The sequence below is a fragment of the Actinopolyspora mzabensis genome (assembly GCF_900101095.1).
In the GTDB taxonomy this organism is placed as follows: domain Bacteria; phylum Actinomycetota; class Actinomycetes; order Mycobacteriales; family Pseudonocardiaceae; genus Actinopolyspora; species Actinopolyspora mzabensis.
Genome location: NZ_FNFM01000002.1, coordinates 314,480 through 335,979 on the forward strand (window position 1 = coordinate 314,480; position 21,500 = coordinate 335,979).

Annotated in this window: 18 protein-coding genes; 12 read left to right on the plus strand and 6 right to left on the minus strand. The window is 67.0% G+C overall.

The annotated features are described in order from the left end of the window. The first annotated feature begins 288 nt into the window (after positions 1-288). From paaI to BLR41_RS04085, 7 genes are all read left to right on the plus strand, one after another. Positions 289-666, plus strand: coding sequence for a hydroxyphenylacetyl-CoA thioesterase PaaI (paaI, locus tag BLR41_RS04055; RefSeq protein ID WP_092626821.1), 378 nt, complete (start codon positions 289-291; stop codon positions 664-666). A gap of 13 nt (positions 667-679) precedes the next feature. Further along, the gene (gene paaK, locus BLR41_RS04060) at positions 680-2,011 is read left to right on the plus strand and encodes a phenylacetate--CoA ligase PaaK (protein ID WP_092626550.1); all 1,332 of its coding nucleotides are present in this window, start codon (positions 680-682) and stop codon (positions 2,009-2,011) included. 129 nt (positions 2,012-2,140) lie between these two features. Continuing rightward, positions 2,141-2,752: a TetR/AcrR family transcriptional regulator gene (locus tag BLR41_RS04065; RefSeq protein WP_092626552.1), complete on the plus strand. Its 612-nt coding sequence runs from the start codon at positions 2,141-2,143 to the stop codon at positions 2,750-2,752. Positions 2,753-3,188: 436 nt separating this feature from the next. Continuing rightward, a complete protein-coding gene (locus BLR41_RS04070; protein ID WP_245693820.1) occupies positions 3,189-4,829 on the plus strand; it encodes an APC family permease in 1,641 nt (546 codons plus the stop codon). Between the two features lie 482 nt (positions 4,830-5,311). Beyond that, positions 5,312-6,985 carry an APC family permease gene (locus tag BLR41_RS04075; RefSeq protein ID WP_092626555.1) on the plus strand — a complete coding sequence of 558 codons (1,674 nt, stop codon included), beginning with the start codon at positions 5,312-5,314 and terminating at the stop codon, positions 6,983-6,985. A gap of 269 nt (positions 6,986-7,254) precedes the next feature. Beyond that, on the plus strand, positions 7,255-8,178 hold the full coding sequence (locus tag BLR41_RS04080; RefSeq protein WP_092626557.1) for a diacylglycerol/lipid kinase family protein: 924 nt from the start codon (positions 7,255-7,257) through the stop codon (positions 8,176-8,178). A 118-nt stretch (positions 8,179-8,296) separates the two neighbouring features. Beyond that, positions 8,297-8,488 carry a hypothetical protein gene (locus BLR41_RS04085; RefSeq protein ID WP_092626822.1) on the plus strand — a complete coding sequence of 64 codons (192 nt, stop codon included), beginning with the start codon at positions 8,297-8,299 and terminating at the stop codon, positions 8,486-8,488. A 314-nt stretch (positions 8,489-8,802) separates the two neighbouring features. On the opposite strand, the gene BLR41_RS04090 is transcribed toward BLR41_RS04085, so the two are convergent. The 4 genes from BLR41_RS04090 to BLR41_RS04105 form a co-directional block, all read right to left on the minus strand. Then, entirely contained in the window at positions 8,803-9,531 is a 729-nt protein-coding gene (locus tag BLR41_RS04090; RefSeq protein WP_092626558.1) for a PIG-L deacetylase family protein, read from the minus strand. A 329-nt stretch (positions 9,532-9,860) separates the two neighbouring features. Next, positions 9,861-11,519, minus strand: coding sequence for an FAD-binding dehydrogenase (locus BLR41_RS04095; RefSeq protein WP_092626559.1), 1,659 nt, complete (start codon positions 11,517-11,519; stop codon positions 9,861-9,863). A 153-nt stretch (positions 11,520-11,672) separates the two neighbouring features. Further along, on the minus strand, positions 11,673-13,334 hold the full coding sequence (mctP, locus tag BLR41_RS04100) for a monocarboxylate uptake permease MctP (protein WP_092626561.1): 1,662 nt from the start codon (positions 13,332-13,334) through the stop codon (positions 11,673-11,675). A gap of 226 nt (positions 13,335-13,560) precedes the next feature. Beyond that, positions 13,561-13,833, minus strand: coding sequence for a DUF3311 domain-containing protein (locus tag BLR41_RS04105; RefSeq protein ID WP_092626823.1), 273 nt, complete (start codon positions 13,831-13,833; stop codon positions 13,561-13,563). 410 nt (positions 13,834-14,243) lie between these two features. Here BLR41_RS04105 and BLR41_RS04110 point away from each other — a divergent pair, with 410 nt between their 5' ends. Beyond that, the gene (locus BLR41_RS04110; RefSeq protein ID WP_092626562.1) at positions 14,244-15,458 is read left to right on the plus strand and encodes a dipeptidase; all 1,215 of its coding nucleotides are present in this window, start codon (positions 14,244-14,246) and stop codon (positions 15,456-15,458) included. A gap of 91 nt (positions 15,459-15,549) precedes the next feature. After that, the gene (locus BLR41_RS04115; RefSeq protein ID WP_092626563.1) at positions 15,550-16,101 is read left to right on the plus strand and encodes a GNAT family N-acetyltransferase; all 552 of its coding nucleotides are present in this window, start codon (positions 15,550-15,552) and stop codon (positions 16,099-16,101) included. Between the two features lie 846 nt (positions 16,102-16,947). Here the strand turns inward: BLR41_RS04115 and putP are convergent. Next, positions 16,948-18,465, minus strand: coding sequence for a sodium/proline symporter PutP (gene putP, locus BLR41_RS04120; RefSeq protein WP_245693825.1), 1,518 nt, complete (start codon positions 18,463-18,465; stop codon positions 16,948-16,950). Between the two features lie 782 nt (positions 18,466-19,247). Beyond that, positions 19,248-19,907: an HD domain-containing protein gene (locus BLR41_RS04125; protein ID WP_092626565.1), complete on the minus strand. Its 660-nt coding sequence runs from the start codon at positions 19,905-19,907 to the stop codon at positions 19,248-19,250. A gap of 187 nt (positions 19,908-20,094) precedes the next feature. Here BLR41_RS04125 and BLR41_RS04130 point away from each other — a divergent pair, with 187 nt between their 5' ends. From BLR41_RS04130 to BLR41_RS04140, 3 genes are all read left to right on the plus strand, one after another. Beyond that, the gene (locus BLR41_RS04130) at positions 20,095-20,526 is read left to right on the plus strand and encodes a GNAT family N-acetyltransferase (protein WP_092626566.1); all 432 of its coding nucleotides are present in this window, start codon (positions 20,095-20,097) and stop codon (positions 20,524-20,526) included. Positions 20,527-20,785: 259 nt separating this feature from the next. Further along, positions 20,786-21,094: a hypothetical protein gene (locus tag BLR41_RS04135; protein ID WP_092626568.1), complete on the plus strand. Its 309-nt coding sequence runs from the start codon at positions 20,786-20,788 to the stop codon at positions 21,092-21,094. Continuing rightward, positions 21,091-21,417: a ribbon-helix-helix protein, CopG family gene (locus BLR41_RS04140; RefSeq protein WP_092626569.1), complete on the plus strand. Its 327-nt coding sequence runs from the start codon at positions 21,091-21,093 to the stop codon at positions 21,415-21,417. Before BLR41_RS04135 ends, BLR41_RS04140 begins: the two co-directional genes overlap by 4 nt. Positions 21,418-21,500: the final 83 nt, after the last annotated feature.

The window sequence follows — 21,500 nt, forward strand, 5'->3', positions numbered from 1 at the left end:
AGTCCGCCTGTCGTCCGAGTGCTCGCTCCGCCCGCCGTGGCGTGGCCGGGCAGCCGAGTTCGCTTATTACTGACCAATCGGTCGGTAAAGCATTGTGACGCAGAACAAGCTCGTGCACAATCACCTGACCGATAGTTGCCCACGAAAAAACCATCGAAGACCGGCAGCGCGGCACGCGCTGGAACCACGGCGACCCCGGGTCGGCAACCGACTGTTCGGTCAGTAATCCGAGGTGGTGAAACCGATTTGGACGCCGATCACCCGCCGATAGCCGCCCCCACCGCGGCCATGTTCGACGAGGACCACGCCTCGAAGGCACTCGGCATAGAGCTGCTCGAAGCCTCGGAGGGCCGCGCGCTCGTGCGGATGCGCGTGACCCCGGAAATGGTCAACGGGCACGCCATCGCCCACGGCGGTTACGTGTTCCTGCTGGCGGACACGGCCTTCGCCTGTGCCTGCAACAGCCACGGGCCGGTCACCGTCGCCGCGAGCGCGCAGATCACGTTCCTGACCCCCGCACACGAGGGAGAACTGCTCCACGCCCGGGCGGTCGAACGCCACACCAGGGGACGCAGCGGCATCTACGACACCACGGTGTTCCGCGACGCCACCGACGGGGAAACCGTCGCCGAGTTCCGCGGGCACAGCCGCAGCATCAAGAGTTGAAGGGAGCACGACATTGACCGAACTCGCCGCGCACACCGAATCGACCCCCGCCGAGCCGAGTAGCGGACCGGACCCCGCGGAGAGCGCGAGCCGCGCCGAGCTGGCCGAGCTGCAGCTGCGACGGCTCCGCGAAACCCTGCGGCACGCCTACGAGAACGTGCCCTGCTACCGGAGGAAGTTCGACGAGGCCGGGGTGCGGCCCGAGGACTGCCACAGCCTCGCCGACCTGGCGAAGTTCCCCACCACCACCAAGAACGACCTGCGGGAGAACTACCCGTTCGGCATGTTCGCGGTGGGTCAGGACCAGCTGCGGCGGGTACACGCCTCCAGCGGCACCACCGGCACGCCCACCGTGGTCGGCTACACCCAGCGGGACCTGGACACCTGGGCGGATGTGGTCGCGCGCTCCATCAGAGCGGCGGGCGGCCGACCGGGCCAGAAGGTGCACGTGGCCTACGGATACGGGCTGTTCACCGGTGGGCTCGGTGCGCATTACGGCGCCGAACGGCTCGGCTGCACCGTGATCCCCGCCTCCGGAGGGATGACCGAGCGGCAGGTACGACTCATCCACGATCTCGAACCCGAGATCATCATGATCACCCCCTCCTACATGCTCACGCTGCTCGACGAGTTCCGCAGGCAGGGACTCGACCCCAGGAAGAGCTCACTGCGGATCGGCATCTTCGGGGCCGAACCCTGGACGGCCGAGATGCGCCGCGAGATCGAGGAGGCGGCCGGGATCGACGCGGTGGACATCTACGGACTCTCCGAGGTGATGGGGCCCGGCGTGGCGAACGAGTGCGTGAGCACCAAGGACGGCCCGCACATCTGGGAGGACCACTTCTACCCGGAGATCATCGACCCGGTCACCGAGGAGCCGCTGCCCGACGGCGAGCACGGCGAGCTGGTGTTCACCTCGCTGACCAAGGAGGCCATGCCGGTGATCCGCTACCGCACCAGGGACCTGACCAGGCTGCTGCCCGGAACCGCACGCCCCGGGATGCGCAGGATGGAGAAGATCACCGGACGCAGCGACGACATGATCATCCTGCGCGGCGTGAACGTCTTCCCCAGCCAGATCGAGGAGCTCGTGCTGCGGCAGGACGGTCTCTCGCCGCACTTCCAGCTCGAACTCACCACGCAGGGCCGACTCGACGAGATGCGCGTCAAGATCGAGGCGGACGAGACCACCACCGACGCGCAGCGTTCGGAAGCACCGGGTGCGCTGGCGACAGCGATCAAGGACGCGGTCGGTGTGAGCGCGGGTGTGGAGATCGTCGAGCCCGACACGCTGCCGCGTTCGGTCGGCAAGCTGCGCCGGATCGTCGATCTGCGCGAGAGCTGACCGAGCCGTCCCCACCGGATCCGTGCGGGCGACCCCTCACCGGAGCCGACGAGAACCGGTGGACACCCCCGCCGGGGCCGCGCGGGCCGGTGACCGCGCTCCCCGGCCACTACTGCGAGACTGAAGACCATGGCGGGTGCGGCTACGAACAACGGTGCTGGGCGCGGCAGACCGGGTTACGATCTCGATTCGCTGCTGCGCACCGCCGTCAAGGTCTTCCACGAACGTGGCTACGACGGCACGAGCATGGAGGACCTCGCCAAACGACTCGGCATCACCAAATCGGCCATCTACTACCACGTCTCCAGCAAGCAGGAACTGCTGCGGATGAGCGTGGACCGGGCGTTGGACGCGCTGTTCGCGGTGCTGGACGAGCCCGAGTCGTTGGAGGGTCCCGCCATCGACCGGCTGCACCACGTGGTGCGGCGCAGCGTCGAGGTGCTGGTGGACGAGCTGCCGTTCGTGACCCTGCTGCTGCGGGTACGTGGCAACAGCAAGGTGGAGCGCCAGGCGCTCGCCCGACGCCGGGAGTTCGACCACCTGGTGGGAGAGCTCGTCGCCGAGGCGGAGCGGGCGGGCAGCCTGCGGCTGGACCTGGACCCCGCACTTACCAGCAGGCTGCTGTTCGGGATGGTGAACTCGGTGATCGAGTGGTACCGCCCCCGGCAGGGGCTCACCAAGGAGGAGATCGCCGAGGCGGTGACCACGATCGCCTTCGAGGGACTCAAACGTCACGACTGACTACCGCGCCCGGCACGGGTCGCGTGGCGGTGCGGATGGCGGAACCTCTCGCAGGCACTCGCTGCGGCGAGGCCCGACATCGAGTAGGTACTACGCCACGTCGGGCCTTCCTCGCGAGAGCACCACGAGAGAACCCGCGGCGGTGCCGACTGCATGAGTGACAGGAGCTCAGCCTGCGTAAGTGGTCGGAGTTCGGCTCTGGTAGTGCCGCAGGACCGGCGATTTCGCGAGGAATCGGCACTGCCGAGCCCAGCAGCGAGCAGAGCGCGCGGTGCTCGCTCGGGTCGGGACGCGGAGCGTCTTCGCGCCGCAGGCGTGTTCGTGTTGCCGAACTCCGGTCTCTCCCTGAGAGTGCTATGGGGACGCCGAAGTGATTCCTATCACTCGAATGGGGCCGACTATGGGCACACCGGCTGGTTCACCTACCCGTGCCACAGTGCAGCTCGATCACGGGGTTCGCAGGGACGTGAACCGGATCAGCCTGCTGTTCACCGGGGTCGGCGCGATCATCGGTTCCGGGTGGCTGTTCGGCGCCCTCTACGCTTCCCAGATCGCCGGTCCGGCAGCGATCCTGTCCTGGATCGTCGGCGCGATCATGGTGTTGTTCATCGGGTTCGTCTACGCCGAGCTGTCGGTGATGTTCCCGGTCGTCGGCGGAATCATCCGCTTCCCGCACTACTCCTTCGGCTCCTTCGCCAGCTTCAGCTCCGGCTGGATCAGCTGGCTGGCCGCCGCCGCGGTCACCCCCATCGAGGTACTGGCCACCATGCAGTACGCGTACCCCTACGCGAGCTGGTTGATGACTCCGGTGGAGGGGGAGTACCTGGTCAGCGGCTACGGCTGGTTGATCGCGATCGCGCTGATGGCCCTCTACAGCACGATCAACGCCTTGGGAGTCGGCGTGTTCGCCCGGCTGAACAACATTCTGGTGTGGTGGAAGCTCGCGGTGATCGTGCTGGTCATCGTGGTTTTCTTCGCGGTGTCGTTCAATCCCGGCAACCTCTCCGAGTTCGGCGGGTTCACCCCGGAGGGCGCCGGGACCATCTTCACCGCCATCCCGGCGGCCGGGGTGGCGTTCTCCTACCTGGGATTCCGCAACGGTGTCGAGTTCGCGGGCGAGACCGACAATCCGCAGCGCAACGTCCCGTTCGCCCTGATCGGTTCTGTGGTGATCACCGCGATCATCTACGTGCTGCTGCAGATCGCCTTCGTCACCGGACTGCCCCGGGACCTGCTCGGTGACGGTTGGGGCGAGCTGACCTTCGCCGAGAGCGCGGGACCGCTCGCCGGGCTGGCGTTGGTGCTCGGTGTGGTCTGGATGGCCTGGCTGCTGCGAGTGGACGCGGTCGTCTCCCCGGCGGACACCGGACTCATCTACGCGGGTGTGACCACCAGGCTCTCCTACGCCAACGCCCGCAACGACAACGCACCGCAGGCACTCACCAGGCTGAACCGGCGGGGAGTTCCCTGGATCTCGGTGCTGCTGATGTTCGTGGTCGGGTGCTTCTTCTTCCTGCCATTCCCCGCGTGGTCGAAGTTCATCGGCTTCATCACCTCGGCCTTCGCCGTCTCCTTCGCACCGGGTTGCCTGGTGGTCGGCGCCATGCGCCGCCAGCTGCCCGACCAGGACCGCCCCTTCCGGCTGCCCGGTGGGGACACGATTCCGCTACTGGCGTTCTTCTCGTCCAATCTGCTGGTGTTCTGGTCCACCTGGTCGATCAACGAGAAGATGCTCATCGGGTTGCTGGTCGGCTACGTGGTTTTCGTGATCTACCACGTGGCCACCAAGCACGACACCCCGCCGGTGGACTTCAAGGCCGGCTCCTGGTTCCCGGTGTGGCTGGCCGGGATGCTGGCACTGAGCTACTTCGGGGAGGTCACTCCCAACCAGCCCGCCGAGGAGGCGCTGCTGCTGCAGGGCGGTGACGGCCCGATAGGGGTGGGGCTCGGCGCGTTGATCATCGCGGTGTGGAGCGTACTGATCTACTACTACGCCATGGCGGTACGGCTGCCCTCCCGCCGGGTGGCCTCCTTCGTCGAGAAAACTCCGACCGACGCTCCCCACACGGCGGGCTGACCGGATCGCTTCCCGACCCGCCGGGGTCTCGAGTCCCCGCTGCGTTCTCGAGTCCCCACCACGTTTCGAGGTCCCACCACGTTTCGAGGTCCCACCACGTTTCGAGTCCCCGCCAGCGGGCACGAGGAGCGTCCTCCCGGCTGTCCGGGGCCGCCTCGCGGAACCTACCTCAGGTAGGGGCGTTCCCGTACCGCGGGAACCCCGACGATCGAAGCACGTACACCGGCGGGAGAACTCGTTCCACACTGTGGGAGCTCGCCGGTCAACGCGCTCCTGATCTTCACGCGATTCTGATCACACTAAAGGCCACGAATCGCCCAATACGCGACACGATCGCACGGCCTACGCACAGTTCCGTACACAAAATGTTACTTGATTGCGCGACAGGTTAACCGTTTCGTGTTGACGACGCCGCCCGAATCCTAGAGAGTCCACGCTCAAAGTAGTTATCGACCTCACAAAGGTACGGAAAGGGCGAATAGATGGCGACACCAACTGCGCCACCGACGCAGGCCAAGGTGCAGCTCGATCACGGGGTTCGCAGGGACGTGAACCGGATCAGCCTGCTGTTCACCGGGGTCGGCGCGATCATCGGTTCCGGGTGGCTGTTCGGCGCCCTCTACGCTTCCCAGATCGCCGGTCCGGCAGCGATCCTGTCCTGGATCATCGGCGCGATCATGATCATGCTGATCGGGTTCGTCTACGCCGAGCTGTCGGTGATGTTCCCGGTCGTCGGCGGAATCATCCGCTTCCCGCACTACTCCTTCGGCTCCTTCGCCAGCTTCAGCTCCGGCTGGATCAGCTGGCTGGCCGCCGCCGCGGTCACCCCCATCGAGGTACTGGCCACCATGCAGTACGCGTACCCCTACGCGAGCTGGCTCATGGTCGAGTCCGACGGCGAGTACCTGGTCAACGGAGCGGGATGGTTCGTGGCCATCGGGCTCATGGCGCTCTACAGCGCGATCAACGTGCTCGGCGTCCGACTCTTCGCCTACCTGAACAACATTCTGGTGTGGTGGAAGCTCGCGGTGATCGTGCTGGTCATCGTCGTGCTGTTCTACGCTGAGTTCAACCCGGGCAACCTCACCAACTTCGGCGGCTTCATGCCCAGCGGGGCGGGCGCCATCTTCACCGCCATCCCGGCGGCCGGTATCGCGTTCTCCTACCTGGGATTCCGCAACGGTGTCGAGTTCGCGGGCGAGACCGACAACCCGCAGCGCAACGTCCCGTTCGCCCTGATCGGCTCGGTCGTGGTCACCGCGATCATCTACGTGCTGCTGCAGATCGCCTTCATCACCGGACTGCCGGAACGACTGCTGGGCAGCGGATGGGAGAACCTCGAGTTCGCCGAGAACGCCGGGCCGCTGGCCGGGCTGGCGCTGACTCTCGGCGTGGCGTGGATGGCGTTCCTGCTGCGCGTCGACGCCGTGATCTCCCCGGCCGACACCGGGTTGATCTACGCGGGTGTGACCACCAGGCTCTCCTACGCCAACGCCCGCAACGACAACGCACCGCAGGTGCTGACCAAGCTCAACCGGCAGGGCGTGCCGTGGGTCTCCATCCTGCTGATGTTCGTGGTCGGGTGCTTCTTCTTCCTGCCATTCCCCGCGTGGTCGAAGTTCATCGGCTTCATCAGCTCGGCCTTCGCCGTCTCCTTCGCACCGGGTTGCCTGGTGGTGGGTGCGCTGCGCAGGCAGCTGCCCGACCAGGAACGCCCCTTCCGGCTGCCCGGCGGAGACCTGATCCCGGTGCTGGCGTTCATCGCCTCCGGCCTGCTGGTGTTCTGGTCCAACTGGTCGATCAACGAGAAGATGCTGATCGGCCTGCTGGTCGGCTACGTGGTTTTCGCGATCTACCACGTGACCACCAAGCACGACACCCCGCCGGTGGACTTCAAGGCCGGCTCCTGGTTCCCGATCTGGCTCGCCGGGCTGATGGTCTTCAGCTACTTCGGTGAGGTGACTCCCGGTGGGGAGGTCGCGGACAGTCTCCTCGGCGGTGGCGACGGGGTGCTCGGCATCGGGCTGGGCTCGCTCGTGGTCGCGGTGTGGAGCGTGGCGCTGTACTTCTACGCGATAGCGGTACGCCTGCCCGCGCAGCGCGCCGTCGCCTACATCGAGAAGACCCCGACCGACGCGCCCGCCACAGCGGGCTGAGGCGTCGACAACCGGTTCGGGCCGAAAGGTCCGGAAACGGCGAGATCGCAGCCGGGGCGGGACCGCGTGGTCCCGCCCCGTTCTCGTCCCGGCCAGTTGCCACGTACGTAACTCCGGTGATCCCGTACGCGCTTGCCGGTCGCTGATGACCTCGGGATCGCCAATGGCGTAGCACACACCACACACCGAGGAAGCATCGCGCCACCCCGCATACACTTCGGGGTGCAGACCTTTCGGGGCGTAGGCGCAGCAGGCAGACGGGAGCAGTGGTGTCCACCAGCGGCGGATTGAACCGGGTGGCGGTCGTGGTCAACACGCTGTCCCGGACCGGAAGCATCGCTTACACGCAGGCCGTGCGGAGTCTGACGAAGCTGGGGGTCCCGTTGGGGACCACCTATCCGCTCAAGGATCCGGCACGGTTGGTGGAGACGGTACGGGCCGCCATCGACGAGGAGCACGACTTCGTGATCATCGGCGGTGGGGACGGCACGATCAGCTCGGTGGTCGACGTGCTCGCCCACACGGGTGTTCCGATGGGACTGTTGCCGCTGGGCACGGCGAACGATTTCGCCCGCACCCTGGAGATCCCGACCGAGATCGAGAAGGCGTGCGAGACCATCGCCCGGGGCAAGATCGTCGATATCGATCTCGGACTGTGCGGCAACAACTACTACGCGAACCGGGCCTCGGTCGGCATCGGCTCGAACGTCGCCACCGCCATGTCCCCCAAACTGAAGAAGCTCGTGGGGAAACTGGCCTACCCGGTGGCATCGGCCCGGGGCTTCATGCGACATCGGCCGTTCCCGGCACGGCTGACCTTCCCGGACGGGGATCATCCGACGAGGGAGTTCAACAGCCTGCTGCAGGTCTCCGTGGCCAACGGTCGCTACTTCGGCGGGGGTCAGCTCGCCGTGTCCGATTCGGGCATCGACGACAGTACGCTGGACGTGACGGTGATCAAACACGGCAACGTTCGCGAGCTGGCCACTGTGGCACGGAACTTCAAGAGCACGAGGCTGTTGGAAACCGATCAGGCGGAGCACATCCGCACCAGGCGAATGCGGTTGGAGACGACTCCGAACATGCCGATCAACATCGACGGTGAACTCGTCGCGGGGACGCCGCGAGACTTCTCGGTGGCTCGGAACGCACTGCACGTGGTCGTACCGCAGGACTGGGTGGACGGTGGGTGAGGACGGGTGTGTCGCACGGCCGACGATCGCGACTCTCCGAGGCCGTAGCCGCACCGCGCGACCGCATCCCGAACTCCCCGCACAGCGAGATACCGGTGAGGAAAAACCGCCGTTGACGATGTGGAACTACAGCAACGCTCCGAGATGCACGGTGTGCGCGCATCGCGCGATCATCACCAAACAGCAGGCGCAGACCCTGGTCAACTCCAGCGAGGGCAGGCTGGTGGCCTATCAGTGCCCGATCGAGCTGTCCAGCTGGCACGTGTGGTCACCGGAGTTCGAGCGGGCCGACCGAAGTGAATCCGAATAGGACACTCCGTTGTGGAACCCGAGCAGCGTCGATTTCCCGCGAAATTTCCTAGACGCTGGGGCAGCACCACGGCGGTGGGCGTCGATTTCCCGCGAAATCGCCGGGAGGCTTCGATCCAGTGCCGAACTCCGACCACCCCGGAGGCTGAGCTCAGATCACCCTCGCAACGGGACCGACCGCGGGTTCTCCCGTGCGGCTCTCGCGAGGAAGGCCCGACGTTGTGTAGGTCGCTACCCGATATCGGACCTCCCGGAGCGAGAGCCGTTCGAGAGGTTCCGCCACGGAACCGCCTCGCCCAACCGAACTGGCGAGCTCTAGACGAGTTCGAAGGCGACGGCGTGTTCGGCGCCGAAGGACGCCCCCGCCTCGGCGGTGGTGCGGTGCAGGAAGTCGCGGGCCATGTCCTCCGGTGCCTGCTCGCTCAGTGCCGCCAGGTAGTTGGCGTGCGCGGCCAGCGAGCCCACCGCCCGGTCGAGGGTCGGGCCGACGTCGACAGCGTGCGTGGGATGCGGTGATCCGGCCACCGCGATCCGGCGCACCCCGTTCCAGGGGTGCAGCCCCTCGTCGGTGACGAGCTCGGGGAAGATCCAGCGGTTTCCCGCGTCGCCGACGGCGTCCAGCGCCGACCGTCCCACCGCGCGGTGGTCCGGACTGTTCCAGCCGCCGAATCCCCAGCGGTCGTAGTGATTGAACGTGACCACCAGGTCCGGGCGCACTTCGCGTATCCCGCGCGCCAGGTCACGCCGCAGCGCGGTACCGGACTCGATGACGCCGTCCCGGTGCTCGAGGAAGCGCACGTCGTGCACACCGACCAGGGCGGCGCTCTCGCGCTGTTCCCGTTCGCGCAACGGCCCGGCCTCTTCGGGGGGAACTCCGTCGATACCGGCCTCGCCGCGCGAGGCCAGCAGGTAGCTGACCTCGTGTCCCGCATCGGTCCAGCTCGCCACCGCCGCACAGGCGGCGAACTCCACATCGTCGGGATGCGCCACGATCACCAGCGCACGTTGCCAGTCGGTCGGCATGGGTTCGAGCGTCTCGGTCATGAATCCCCCATCGGTGTCCCGGAGTCGGCGAGCGGTTCTCGGATTGTCGGGTGCTGCCCAGGGCGCGTCAATTTCTCGCGAAATTTTCGATCCGGTGCGGCGATGTGGCCACGTGGGCGGCGATTTCTCGCGAAATTTTCGATCCGGTGCGGCGATGTGGCCACGTGGGCGGCGATTTCTCGCGAAATCGCCGCGGTGCCCGTCGGGCCGGAGTCGTGCGGGCGAACAGCGCGGGTGTCTGGAGCGCGTGAGTCGGCTGCGTGGCGAAGCGGGGCCACTTCGGCACAGTGCGGAACCCCGACCGCCCTCGCAGCTCAGTGCACGATGGATTAGGCAAGATCGCGAGCGAGTGCTCGTCCCGCGTTTCGGCCGGAGAACACGCAGCCACCGAGGAAGGTCCCCTCCAGCGCGTTGTAACCGTGCACCCCGCCACCACCGAAGCCGGCCACCTCCCCGGCGGCGTAGAGCCCGTCGAACGCGGAGCCGTCGGGCCGCATCACTTGGGAGTCCAAATTGGTCTCCAGCCCGCCCAGGGTCTTGCGGGTGAGCAACCGGAGCCGCACCGCGATCAGTGGCCCGTTACCGCTGTCCAGCAGTCCGTGCGGTGTGGCGATCCGGATCGCCCTGTCGCTGATGAACCCGCGCGCGGCGCGGATCGCCGAGACCTGCATGTCCTTGCCGTAGGAGCGATGCATCTCGGCGTCGCGGGCCGCCACCCGCTCCCGCACGGCGGTGAAGTCCAGCAGCGACTCGCCGGTGAGCTCGTTCATCCCGGCCACCAGGTCGCGCAGGTTGTCCCGCACCACGAAGTCGACCCCGTGGCGCTTGAACGCCTCCACCGGGCCTGGAGCCCCCTTGCGCACCCGGGACAGCAGCTTGCGCGGGCTCTTGTCGGTCAGGTCGGGGTTCTGCTCCGACCCCGACAGCGCGAACTCCTTCTCCAGGATGCGCTGGTCCAGCAGGAACCACGTGTAGTCGTAACCGGTGCCGAGGATGTGGCGCAGCGTTCCCATGTTGTCGAAACCGGGAAAGTAGGGCGCGGGCAGTCGCTCACCGGTGGCGTCCAGCCACATCGAGGACGGTCCGGGCAGAATCCGGATGCCGTGCCCCGGCCAGACCGGGTCCCAGTTGGTGATGCCCTCGGTGTAGTGCCACATCCGGTCGCGGTTGACCACGCTGGCCCCGGCGCGCTCACCGATGTCGAGCATCCTGCCGTCCACGTGGGCGGGAACGCCGGTGAGCATGGACTCCGGTTTCCGCCCCAGCCAGGAGGGCCAGTTCCGCCGCACCAACTCCTGATTACCGCCGATCCCGCCGGAAGTGACCACCACGGCCTGCGCGTGGTGCTCGAACTCCCCCACCACCTCGCGTGCGGAGGCCACTCCCCTGCGTTCCGCGCTGGGCGCCAGCACGCTGCCACTCACCCCGTGCGCGACGCCGTCGGAGGTGAGCAGCTCGTCCACCCGGTGGCGGTACCGGATACGCACCAGCCCGGCACGCTCGGCTTCTCGTACCCGCTCGGCGAAGACCCGCACGATCTCGGGCCCGGTTCCCCAGCCGAAGTGGAACCGCGGCACCGAGTTGCCGTGGGAGCTCGCGGTGCCACCGCCGCGTTCGGCCCATCCGACGAAGGGCATGAACCGCATCCCGAGGTCGCGCAGGTAGGAGCGTTTCTCCCCCGCGGCGAAAGCCACGTAGGCCTGTGCCCAGCGTCGCGGCCAGTGGTCCGTCTCCGGGCGGTCGAAGGCGGCGCTGCTGTTCCAGTCCCGCAGCGCCAGTTCGTAGCTGTCCCGCACACCGAGTCTGCGCTGCTCCGGGCTGTCCACGAGGAACAGCCCGCCGAGGGACCAGTGGGCCTGCCCGCCGAGGTTGTCGGCGTTCTCCTGTTCGACCAGCAGCACGGATCTGCCCGCGCGGGTCAGCTCGTAGGTGGCCACCAGCCCGGCGAGTCCCGCGCCGACCACGATGACGTCCGCGTCCGATGCCATTGCCACGCCTCCCGTCAGGCTCGGGACCGCTCACACGCCTTCGCGATCGGTTCTCCGAGTCCTCCCGCGAGCGAGGCGTGAGTCACGAAACACTATCCGATACAGGCCGGGGCCGGAAACAGTACTTCCGACTGCCGCTCCCCGAACCGCGCGTCACCGCGACGCGGTCTCCCCGGAGGTCTCGGCCTCCGCCGCCTCGGTGGCACCGGCGGGCGCCTCGGTGGCGTAGTAGTCGGCCTCGGCGGTGGCGTCGCTGCCCTCGGCGGCGCCGAACCACCGCAGCAGCGGAGTGAGCACCACCGCGACCAGCAGGTTGAGCAGCAGCGCCACCGCACCCACGTAGATCTGGGTCCGGACGTCCGGCAACGGCTGCCAACCGAAGAGGCTGAAGTCCGACAACGGCATCGCGGAACCACCGAAGTGCCCCTCCCCGGTGGCCGGGTCCTTCGGGATCAGGTACAGCTGCCACAACCCCCAGGCCATGCCGACCGTCCAGCCCGCCACCAGCGCCCAACGGTGCAGCCACCTGGTGTAGAGGGCGATCGCGACGGCGGGCAGGGTCTGCAGCACGATGACGCCGCCGATCAGCTGCATGTCGATGGAGAACTGCGGGTCGATGAACACGATGCTCAGCACCGCGCCGAACTTGACCACCAGCGAGGCGAGCTTGGCCTGCTTGGCCTCCTGCGCCGGGGTGGCGCCGGGACGCAGGTGTTCCTTGTAGATGTTGCGGGTCCACAGGTTGGCCGCCGCGATGGACATGATCGCGGCCGGAACCAGGGCGCCGATACCGATGGCGGCGTAGGCCAGCCCGGCGAACCAGTCGGAGAACATCTGGTCGAACAGCACCGGCACGATCGTGTTGGAGTCCGGCTCGCCGGTGGCGCCGTTGACGATGGGCTCGACCCCGGCGGCCAGTGCGGCGTAGCCCAGCAGCGCCAGCATTCCGAGCAGGAACGAGTAGGCGGGCAGCGCGACCATGTTGCGCCGGATGACCTTGCGGCCGGAGGAAGCGAGGATACCGGTCAGCGAGTGCGGGTAGAGGAAGAGCGCGAGCGCCGAGCCCAGCGCGAGGGTGGCGTACTGCAGCTGGTTGTGCTCCCCGAGCAGGATGGATCCACCGGAGTCCGGGCCGGAGAACGTCTCGGCGGACTGGTCGATGATCGATCCCCAGCCGCCGAGCTTGCTGGGCAGGTAGAACACGGCAACCAGGATGACCACGTAGATCAGCAGGTCCTTGACGAACGCGATCAGCGCGGGGGCGCGGAGTCCGGACTGGTAGGTGTACAGCGCCAGCACCACGAAGGCGATGAACAGCGGCGCGTGCCCGGCCAATCCACCGGCGTTGAGCCCCATGGTGCGCAGCACGGCCTCCAGCCCGGCCAGCTGCAGCGCGATGTAGGGCATCGTGGCGACGATTCCGGTCACCGCGATCAGCGTGGCCAGCAGCGGCGAGCCGTAACGGCCGCGCACGTAGTCGGCCGGGGTGACGTAACCGTGCACTCTGGACACCGACCACATGCGCAGCAGCGGCAGCAGCACCAGCGGGTAGAGCACCACGGTGTAGGGCAGCGCGAAGAAGCCCATCGCACCGGCCCCGAAGACCAGCGCCGGGACGGCCACGAAGGTGTAGGCGGTGTAGAGATCACCGCCCACCAGGAACCAGGTGATCCAGGAGCCGAACTTGCGGCCCCCGAGTCCCCACTCGTCGAGGTGCTGCATCGACTCGGCACGGCGCCAGTGCGTGGCGGCGAACCCCAGAACCGAGACGAACAGGAAGAGCGCGGTAAAAACGCCGAATTCGATCCACTGCATTTTTCAGAGTTTCCTGTCGGGGTTGCCGGGGGCTCGGGTGGCGGAACCTCCCGCTGGCTCTCGCTCCGGGGGCCCGACATCGGGTAGCGACCTACACAACGTCGGGCCGTCCTCGCGAGAGCGCGACGCGGGAGAACCCGCGGGTGGTCGAGTCGGGGAGGTGGTGGTTCGGCGCTCGCGCGCCGAAATCATCGCCGGGGCGGACGACGACTCGGGAAAGCATCGGTCAGTTCTTCCGCTCGGTGCCGTCGGCGGCGGAGCCCGTGGCAGCGCGTTCCCGTCGGTTCGCGGCGCGGACGACCAACCCCACGCACACCACGCCGAGCGGCACGAACAGGAACTGCGACCAGTAGAACATCGGCAGGCCGAACAGCCTGGGCTCGTCGTGATTCCACAGTGGAGTAACGAGCATCAGCAGCGGGACGAGCAGCAGCAGGTTCCCCGGGGAGCGGTCGGTTCCGTGCCGCGCTCGCGCGGCGGAGCTCGGTGGCTCACTCATGGGTGGCTCACTCATGGGCTGCTCGGTCATGGACGTCTCCCCAGGCTGGACCAGTGCGGATCACCCGATCGGGCAGCAGCATGCTAGTCGGACTCGATCTCGCTGGGAAGGGCTGTCCGACGGATTGGGACGCGGCCTCGGCCGCCAACGCGGATTTTCACGGCGGGTGCCCGGTTCTCACGGGGTGTGCCCGGTTTTCACGGGGTGCACCCGGTTTCGGTGGGTGGGCGCGGTGTTTCGCCACTCGCACACCGGACCGGGAACGCCCGGGACATACACCCACCGGCTGTCCGGCACACTTCGAACTCGGAGCACACTCCGAGCACGGCCCACCGACGAGCCCGATCGGACATCACCGGAGGGCCACCCGGCATCGGGCGACACATCTCGAGCAGAACGAAGGCGGACCCATGACCGAGCCCACCGAGTCCGAGTCGCGGCGGCGTACCGCACGGCTGCTGAACGAACACCCCGTGTTCGACGGCCACAACGATCTGCCCTGGGCACTTCGCGAAACGGTCGGATACGACACCGACCGGGCCGACATCGCAACGGACCAGTCGGCGGTGCTGCACACCGATCTGGCTCGACTGCGTTCCGGCGGTGTGGGCGCGCAGTTCTGGTCGGTCTACGTACGCACCGACCTCACCGGCGACGCAGCGGTATCGGCCACCCTGGAGCAGATCGACTGCGTGCGCACCCTGACCGAGCGGTACTCGGACCGACTGGTTCCGGCCCGGTCGGCCGCGGATGTGGAGCGCTGCCGCGAATCGGGCGGACTCGCCTCACTCATGGGTGCCGAGGGCGGACACTCGATCAACTGCTCGATGGGCACGTTGCGGGCGCTGTACGAGCTGGGCGTGCGCTACATGACGCTCACGCACAACGACAACGTGCCCTGGGCGGACTCGGCGACCGACGAACCCGCCGCCGGTGGTCTCACCCGCTTCGGCGAGGCGGTGGTCCGGGAGATGAACCGGCTGGGCATGCTGGTCGACCTCTCGCACACCTCGGCCGACACCATGCGGGACGCACTGCGGGCCAGCCGCGCCCCGGTGATCTTCTCGCATTCCAGCGCGCGAGGGGTCTGCGACCATCCGCGCAACGTGCCGGACGACGTGCTGCGGGCGCTGCCCGAGAACGGCGGCGTGGCGATGGCGACCTTCGTGCCGAAGTTCGTGCTGCCCGAGGCCGCCGAGTGGGACCGGGCGGTCGACGCGCACCTGACCGGGCTGGGGCTGCACCCGCTGGACGGCACCGAACAGGGACACCGGGCACGCGCCGAGTTCGAGCGGGAGAATCCGCGCCCCGTGGCGACCGTGTCCAATGTGGCCGACCACCTGGATCACATGCGCGAGCTGGCCGGAATCGACCACATCGGACTGGGCGGTGACTTCGACGGCACCCCGTTCACCACGGCAGGGCTCGACGACGTCGCCGGGTATCCCAACCTGCTCGCCGAGCTGCTGGAGCGGAACTGGTCCGAGGCGGAGCTGGCCAAGCTCACCTGGCACAACCCGCTGCGCGCGCTGCGCGACGCGGAGAACGTGGCCGAGCGGCTGCGGCGCGCCGAGAGCCCGTCGATCGCCACCGTGGAGCAGCTCGACGGGGCCGCGGCGGACTGATCGCGGCACGCCCCGGACTCGCGCGGTTTCCGGAAATCCGGTTGCGCGTGCGGGTAGGAAGGTAGCGGGCAGTCGTTCGAGAGGGGCCGCAGTGTTCGCACATCCGTTGGGGGCCGACGCCGAGTTGCGGCCGTTGGAGCCCTGGCAGGCGGCGGAGTTCGCCGAGTTCACCGAAGCCAACCGAAAACACTTGGAGCCCTGGATGCCCTGGGCGGGCATCGTCTTCGACGAGGAGTCGGCACGGCGGTTCCTGCAGAAATACGCGGACAAGCAGGCCGGCGACTCCGGCCGGATCATGGGGATCTGGCACGGGGAGGAGCTCATCGGCGGTGCGCTGTGGCGGGTGTTCGACACCAGCAGCGGTTGCTGCGAACTGGGTGTCTGGCTCTCCGAGGCGGCGCAGGGTGGCGGGCTGATCACCCGGACCTGCGAGCACCTGATCGACTGGGCTGTACGGATTCGCGGCATGGCACGGGTGGAGTACCGCGTCTCGGCCGAGAACCATCGCAGCATCGCGGTGGCGAAACGGTTGGGGATGACCCACGAGGGGACGCTGCGCAGTCTTTTCCCGCTCAACGGCAAGCGCCACGACATGCAGATCTGGGCGGTGCTCGCCGAGGAGTGGCACGGGCGGGAATCCTGACCGGTTTCTGCTCACGAAGCGGCCAGTAGCGGAAAGCGGACCGAGCATCCCGGCACCCACTGCCGTCGATCTCGCGCGAAATCGCCGCTCCGACGGGGCGGGACGGCGAAGATGGGCACCACTCTCTCGCGCAATCTCGGGGCCGCGAGGTGACCGGCCACAAGCGACGGAAAGTCACCGAGCGTGTGGAACCGGTAGCGCTACGAGAAGGCCCCCGGATCACCGGGGGCCGACCGTGCTATATTTCGATCTGCCAAGAAACGAAAAAAGCAGATGCCAGCGTAGCACGTATACGCTCCCGCTTCAGCCGTTCCCGGCAGGCCGAAGGACGGGATAAGTCCGGGGCGCGGTTCGCGACCGCGACTACCCCGGTCAGAGCGGGCCGGGAGACGAGTGCCACGACACCCGGCGACGGTCGCCCGGTTCGGCAATCTTGGGAGCGCGTGGCACGAGAGCAGCGGCTCCTACCGCTGTAACCCCGGCGAGTGCGGAGTAGTGCCCGCACGTGGATTCCCACCCCACGGACCTGTGACCGGTGTCTTCGACACGGTCGCGGTCAGGGGGACATACCCCCGTAGCTCCTCCCGCCGCGCGCTTCGGTGGCAGACGAGCGGGGCACCGGTTGGCGGTTTTTCGGGGAATCGCTGGGCACGTCGGCGGCCCTGCCGGGCTTACGCAGCGCGAGTCGTGCGGGTGAGTTCCGACCGCGCGCACGCGCGCGAAGCCGTCGTCGATCTCCCGCGAAATCGCCGCTCGGTGGGGCGGTCCGAGGAGCCGACGACACGCGAGGGACGGGGCATTCGCCGAAGCGGCCCCGCCCCTCCTTGCCGTGGAGACGCCCTGACCTCAGGACTTGGCCGGCTCGGCGTCCTCGACCGGTTCGGCCATGTCCCCGGACCAGTCACGTTCCGGACGTTTGCCGAGACCGTTGCACACCACGATGGCCAGCAGGGCCACGATCCAGCCCGGGATCATCTCGTAGACCCCGGTGCCGCTGAGCGCGTCCACGTTCTTCCAGACCAGCACGGTCACCGCGCCACCGACGACACCACCGAGGGCACCGGTCCAGGTCATGCGGGACCAGAACAGCGAGAGCAGGATCACCGGGCCGAACGCGGAACCGAAACCGGCCCACGCGTAGGAGACGATGTCCAGCACAGCTCCGCCGCCCAGCGCGATCACGTAGGCCACGATCGCCACCAGGATCACGGTGGCGCGCCCGACCCACACCAACAGCCGCTCCGAGGCCGCCTTGTGCACGAAAGCGCGGTAGAAGTCCTCGGTCAGCGCGGTGGAGGCGACGAGCAGCTGACTGTCGGCGGTGGACATGACCGCCGCCAGCACCGCGGCGAGCAGGATGCCCGCGATCCACGGGTTGAGCAGCTGCTGTGCCAGCGCGATGAACACCTGCTCCGGATCGTCCAACGGCTGGTCGAGCACGCCGATACCGACCAGGCCGACCAGCGAGGCGCCGAGGAGGGTCACCAGCACCCAGGTGGTGCTGATCCGCCGGGCGACGGGAATGTGCCGCGCACTGCGGATTCCCATGAACCGCGCCAGGATGTGCGGCTGCCCGAAGTAGCCCGGCCCCCAGGCCAGCAGCGACACGATCGCGACGAAGCTCAGGCCGCTTCCGCTCGACCAGCTCCCGTCGGTGAAGCTCGCCTCCTGGCCCATGTCCAGCAACGCGGGGGACTGCTCGGTGAGGGCCCCGCCGAGGCCGCCGAAACCGCCCAGCAGTGCGATACCGATCAGCGGGAGCACCACCAGGGCCAGGAACATCATCGTTCCCTGCACCACGTCGGTGAAGCTCACCGCGAGGAACCCGCCCAGGAAGGCGTACATCACGATGACCGCCACCGAGATGGAGATCGCCGTTGTGGAGTCCACGCCGAAGACGTCCTCGAACAACACTCCCCCGGCGACGAGGCCGCTGGCGACGTAGACGGTGAAGAACACCACGATCACCAGCGCGGAGACCAGCCGGAGCGAACGACTGCGGTCCTCGAATCGCGATTCGAGGTAGGCCGACAGGCTGACGGCGTTGTTGGCCCGCTCGGTGTAGGTACGCAGCCGGGGCGCCACGAACAGCCAGTTGAGGTACGTACCGAGGGCCAGGCCTATCGCGATCCAGGTGGCCCCCACGCCCTGGGCGTAGACCGCTCCCGGGAGGCCGAGCAGCAACCAGCCGGACATGTCACTGGCCTGCGCCGACAGTGCCGCGGTCGGCGCGTTGAGGTTTCGACCGCCGAGCGCGAAGTCGGCGAGAGTGTTGGTGCGGGTGTACACCCACACTCCGATCACGAGCATGACGACCAGATACGCGGCGAAGGTCGTCAGCACCACTGGACTGATCTCAAACACTGATACTCCTTCAGCCGGGACGACACATGCGCTCCGCCGAAGCGGATCACAGTCAGTGGTCACGAATCGAGGCCGGCATGTGTTCGCGGTAAGTGTTCGAAGGATAGTAAGTGGTATTCGCAACGGCGTATTCGTGCGATATCACATGATTTAGGCGTTTTTGTTGTCCGATCGAACAACGAGCGCTCACCCCGAAGAGTGAATGCAACCTCGTCTCACCCAATGGAAGATTCAGAAACGAAACGTGAAGTTCCGAAAACCGACGGCACCGGCTCGGGGCACCGGAAGGATTCGCCATCCTGCGCGACCCCCGGAGAACGAGGAGGCCGGAACATGACGAGGAGCGAGGACAGCCGGAGAACCCACCGGGCCGGACATGCGGAGATCCGGGCCGAAGTAGCAGCGGAAGAGCCCGAGAACGCCGAAGCGGAAGCGATCGAGAGCGCCACCACAGCTGAGCATCGGGCAACGCCCGGCACCCGAATTTCGGGGGGATAAAGTGTGGCAGTGATCTTGATCGGTCAGTGGCGGAACTCGCTGACCTGGCCTTTTGGTGGGCCGCCAGGGACTCGAACCCTGAACCCGTGGAGTAGCGGGTCGGTTCCCGCCGTCGTTTGCCGGTGGGTGCCGATACCCGCTGTCACCTGGCTCGATGCCGCCTCCGAACCGATCGCTGTGACTGGTCGGTGCTCGTCGTCTGTCGTCGTTTTGTGTGGGAAAAGTGTGGCTGCGCCCCAGAAGGGCCCCAAAACACACCTCGGGCCGGACATTGTTCCGCCGGGTCACTCAGCGGACTGTCCGGGGCGGGCCCAGCCGCGGGCTTCTCCTTCGGCGATGAGGCGCTGCCCGGCTTCCCACAGATACGTCGAGGCGTCGCCGATCACGGCTTTCCGCCTGCGGACGTCGTCGGCGGTGGTACCGGGCGTACGCCAGGTACCACCGCGAGCCATCCAGTTGAGCAGGAGCGGCTGGAAACGGTCCATGGCCTTGGCGAAACGGGCCTCGGGCGTGTCGCGTTCTTCGAACTCGTCCCACAGCGTGCGAAGCCGCGAAGCCTGGTCCTCGGGCAACAAGCCGAACAACTCGGTGGCCGCGTGAGCTTCGCGCTCGTACTGGTCGTCTCTGTCGTTGGCCGCGTACAGCGGTGTGTCACCGGCGTAGATCTCGACGAGATCGTGGACAAGCACCAGTCGCACGGTGCGCCCGGTGTCGATGGGCTCGTCGGAGTACTCGGCCAGCAGGACCACCATCATGGCCAGATGCCAGGAGTGCTCGGCGTCGTTCTCGCGTTGTTCAGCGGCCACGAGCGGGGACTGGCGAAGGACCGCTTTGAGGTGATCAACCTCGATCAAGAAGGTCAGCTGGTCACGCAGGCGTTCGTCCAGCTCGGCGGGGAACGGGGTCTTCGCTGCGAGCGGTTCGCTCCGGCGATCATCAGTCACGTAAGTACACGATGACACAGCGTCCACAGCAATGACAGGGCTTCGTCGTGTCTGCTCGTAACCGGTACGACTCCGGTTGCGCGGCTGCGAGCCTTACCTGCGGGCTTTGCCCGGAGTGAGCTTGCTCGAGTGTGCGAGCTCTCGGGGATTGGGCGAATGCGAGCGATCCGCATGCTCAGATGATCTCGTGGAAAACTCGATCACAGTACGCGACGCGACACCCGCCGACATTCTGTCGACGATCGGTATCGATCCGCTGGCCGAACATGGTGATGCTACTCGGTCCGACTCGATCCACCGGTATGTGGAAACCGGGAAAACCCGCGTCGCAGAGATGAACGCAGCGGTGGTGGGCTACTGCGTCGTCGACCGCTCGTTCTTTGGTCACGAGTTCGTCGTACTGCTCACCGTCGACGAACGCGTCCGGCGGCACGGCGTCGGCGCGGCACTGCTGCGCGACGCCGAACATCGTTGGGCGACGACGAAACTGTTCACCTCAACCAACTTGTCGAACCACGCCATGCAATCCCTGTTGTTTTCGCTGGGATGGCAATCCGCGGGCATCGTTTACGGCCTGGACGAAGGGGATCCGGAGCTGTTCTTCATCGCCCCACGCTGAACGACCGACCGGCTGGCCGCTCATACACGAACATCCAGCCTCTCGGTCACCTCCCGGAGCCTGCCACCCGTAGCTCCGGAGATCGCGACTCGACTGCGGACCCCGATCGCAGCGGCACGAGGGGAGGCCCCGAGTCAGCCTTCGACACCGCAGCCCCTGACGTTTCGATGAGCGGAGGCGATGACGAACAGAGCAAGATCAGAAAACGGTCGACCTCTCAATGGCTGGACCAAGTAGCACATTGCGCTACACTTAGAGCGTGACAATCGAGCTCTGGTGGGACGAAGAGGACGTCGAACACATACGTACTCGTTCGGTCCGCTATCCCGGAGCGACCGACATCGAACCGAGTTGGACGACAGAAGCGGTCACGGACGCTCACCGAGTAGTACGTGATCCGGACCCGAAAAGCCGAGCGAGCTACATCCGGATCATCGGTTACTCCACGAGCGCCGAGTTCGTGATCACCGTCATCGTCGACCCCGAGGACTTCTCCGGGGTTACGGCCTGGAAAACGCGTGGTGCCGACCTACGCGACTATCTGAAGAACAAGGAGGCCGGAACATGACGAGGAGAGAGGACAACCGGGCACTCCGCCGTGCCAGACATGCGGAGATCCGAGCCGAAGTAGCAGCTGAAGAGGCCGAGAACGCCGAAGCGGAAGCGGTCGAAAACGCTACGACGCTGGATGTCCCGCTGCACTTGCGCATCGATCAACAACTGGACGCACAGCTGCGCGAGTGGGCCGCTACCGAGCACATCCCCACCTCGGCGCTGGTGCGCCGCCTGTTGCGACAAGCCATGCAGGAACATCACGGTGCCTCTCCCACCATTGCTCAGGTGGAAGAGATCGCCCGCCGTGTGGCACGCGAAGAACTCCAGCACAACTGAACATCGGACAGCACACCGGAACACGGATTTTGTGCGCCTAAAGTGCACTCGTGATCTTGACTGGTCAGTGGAGAAACTCGCTG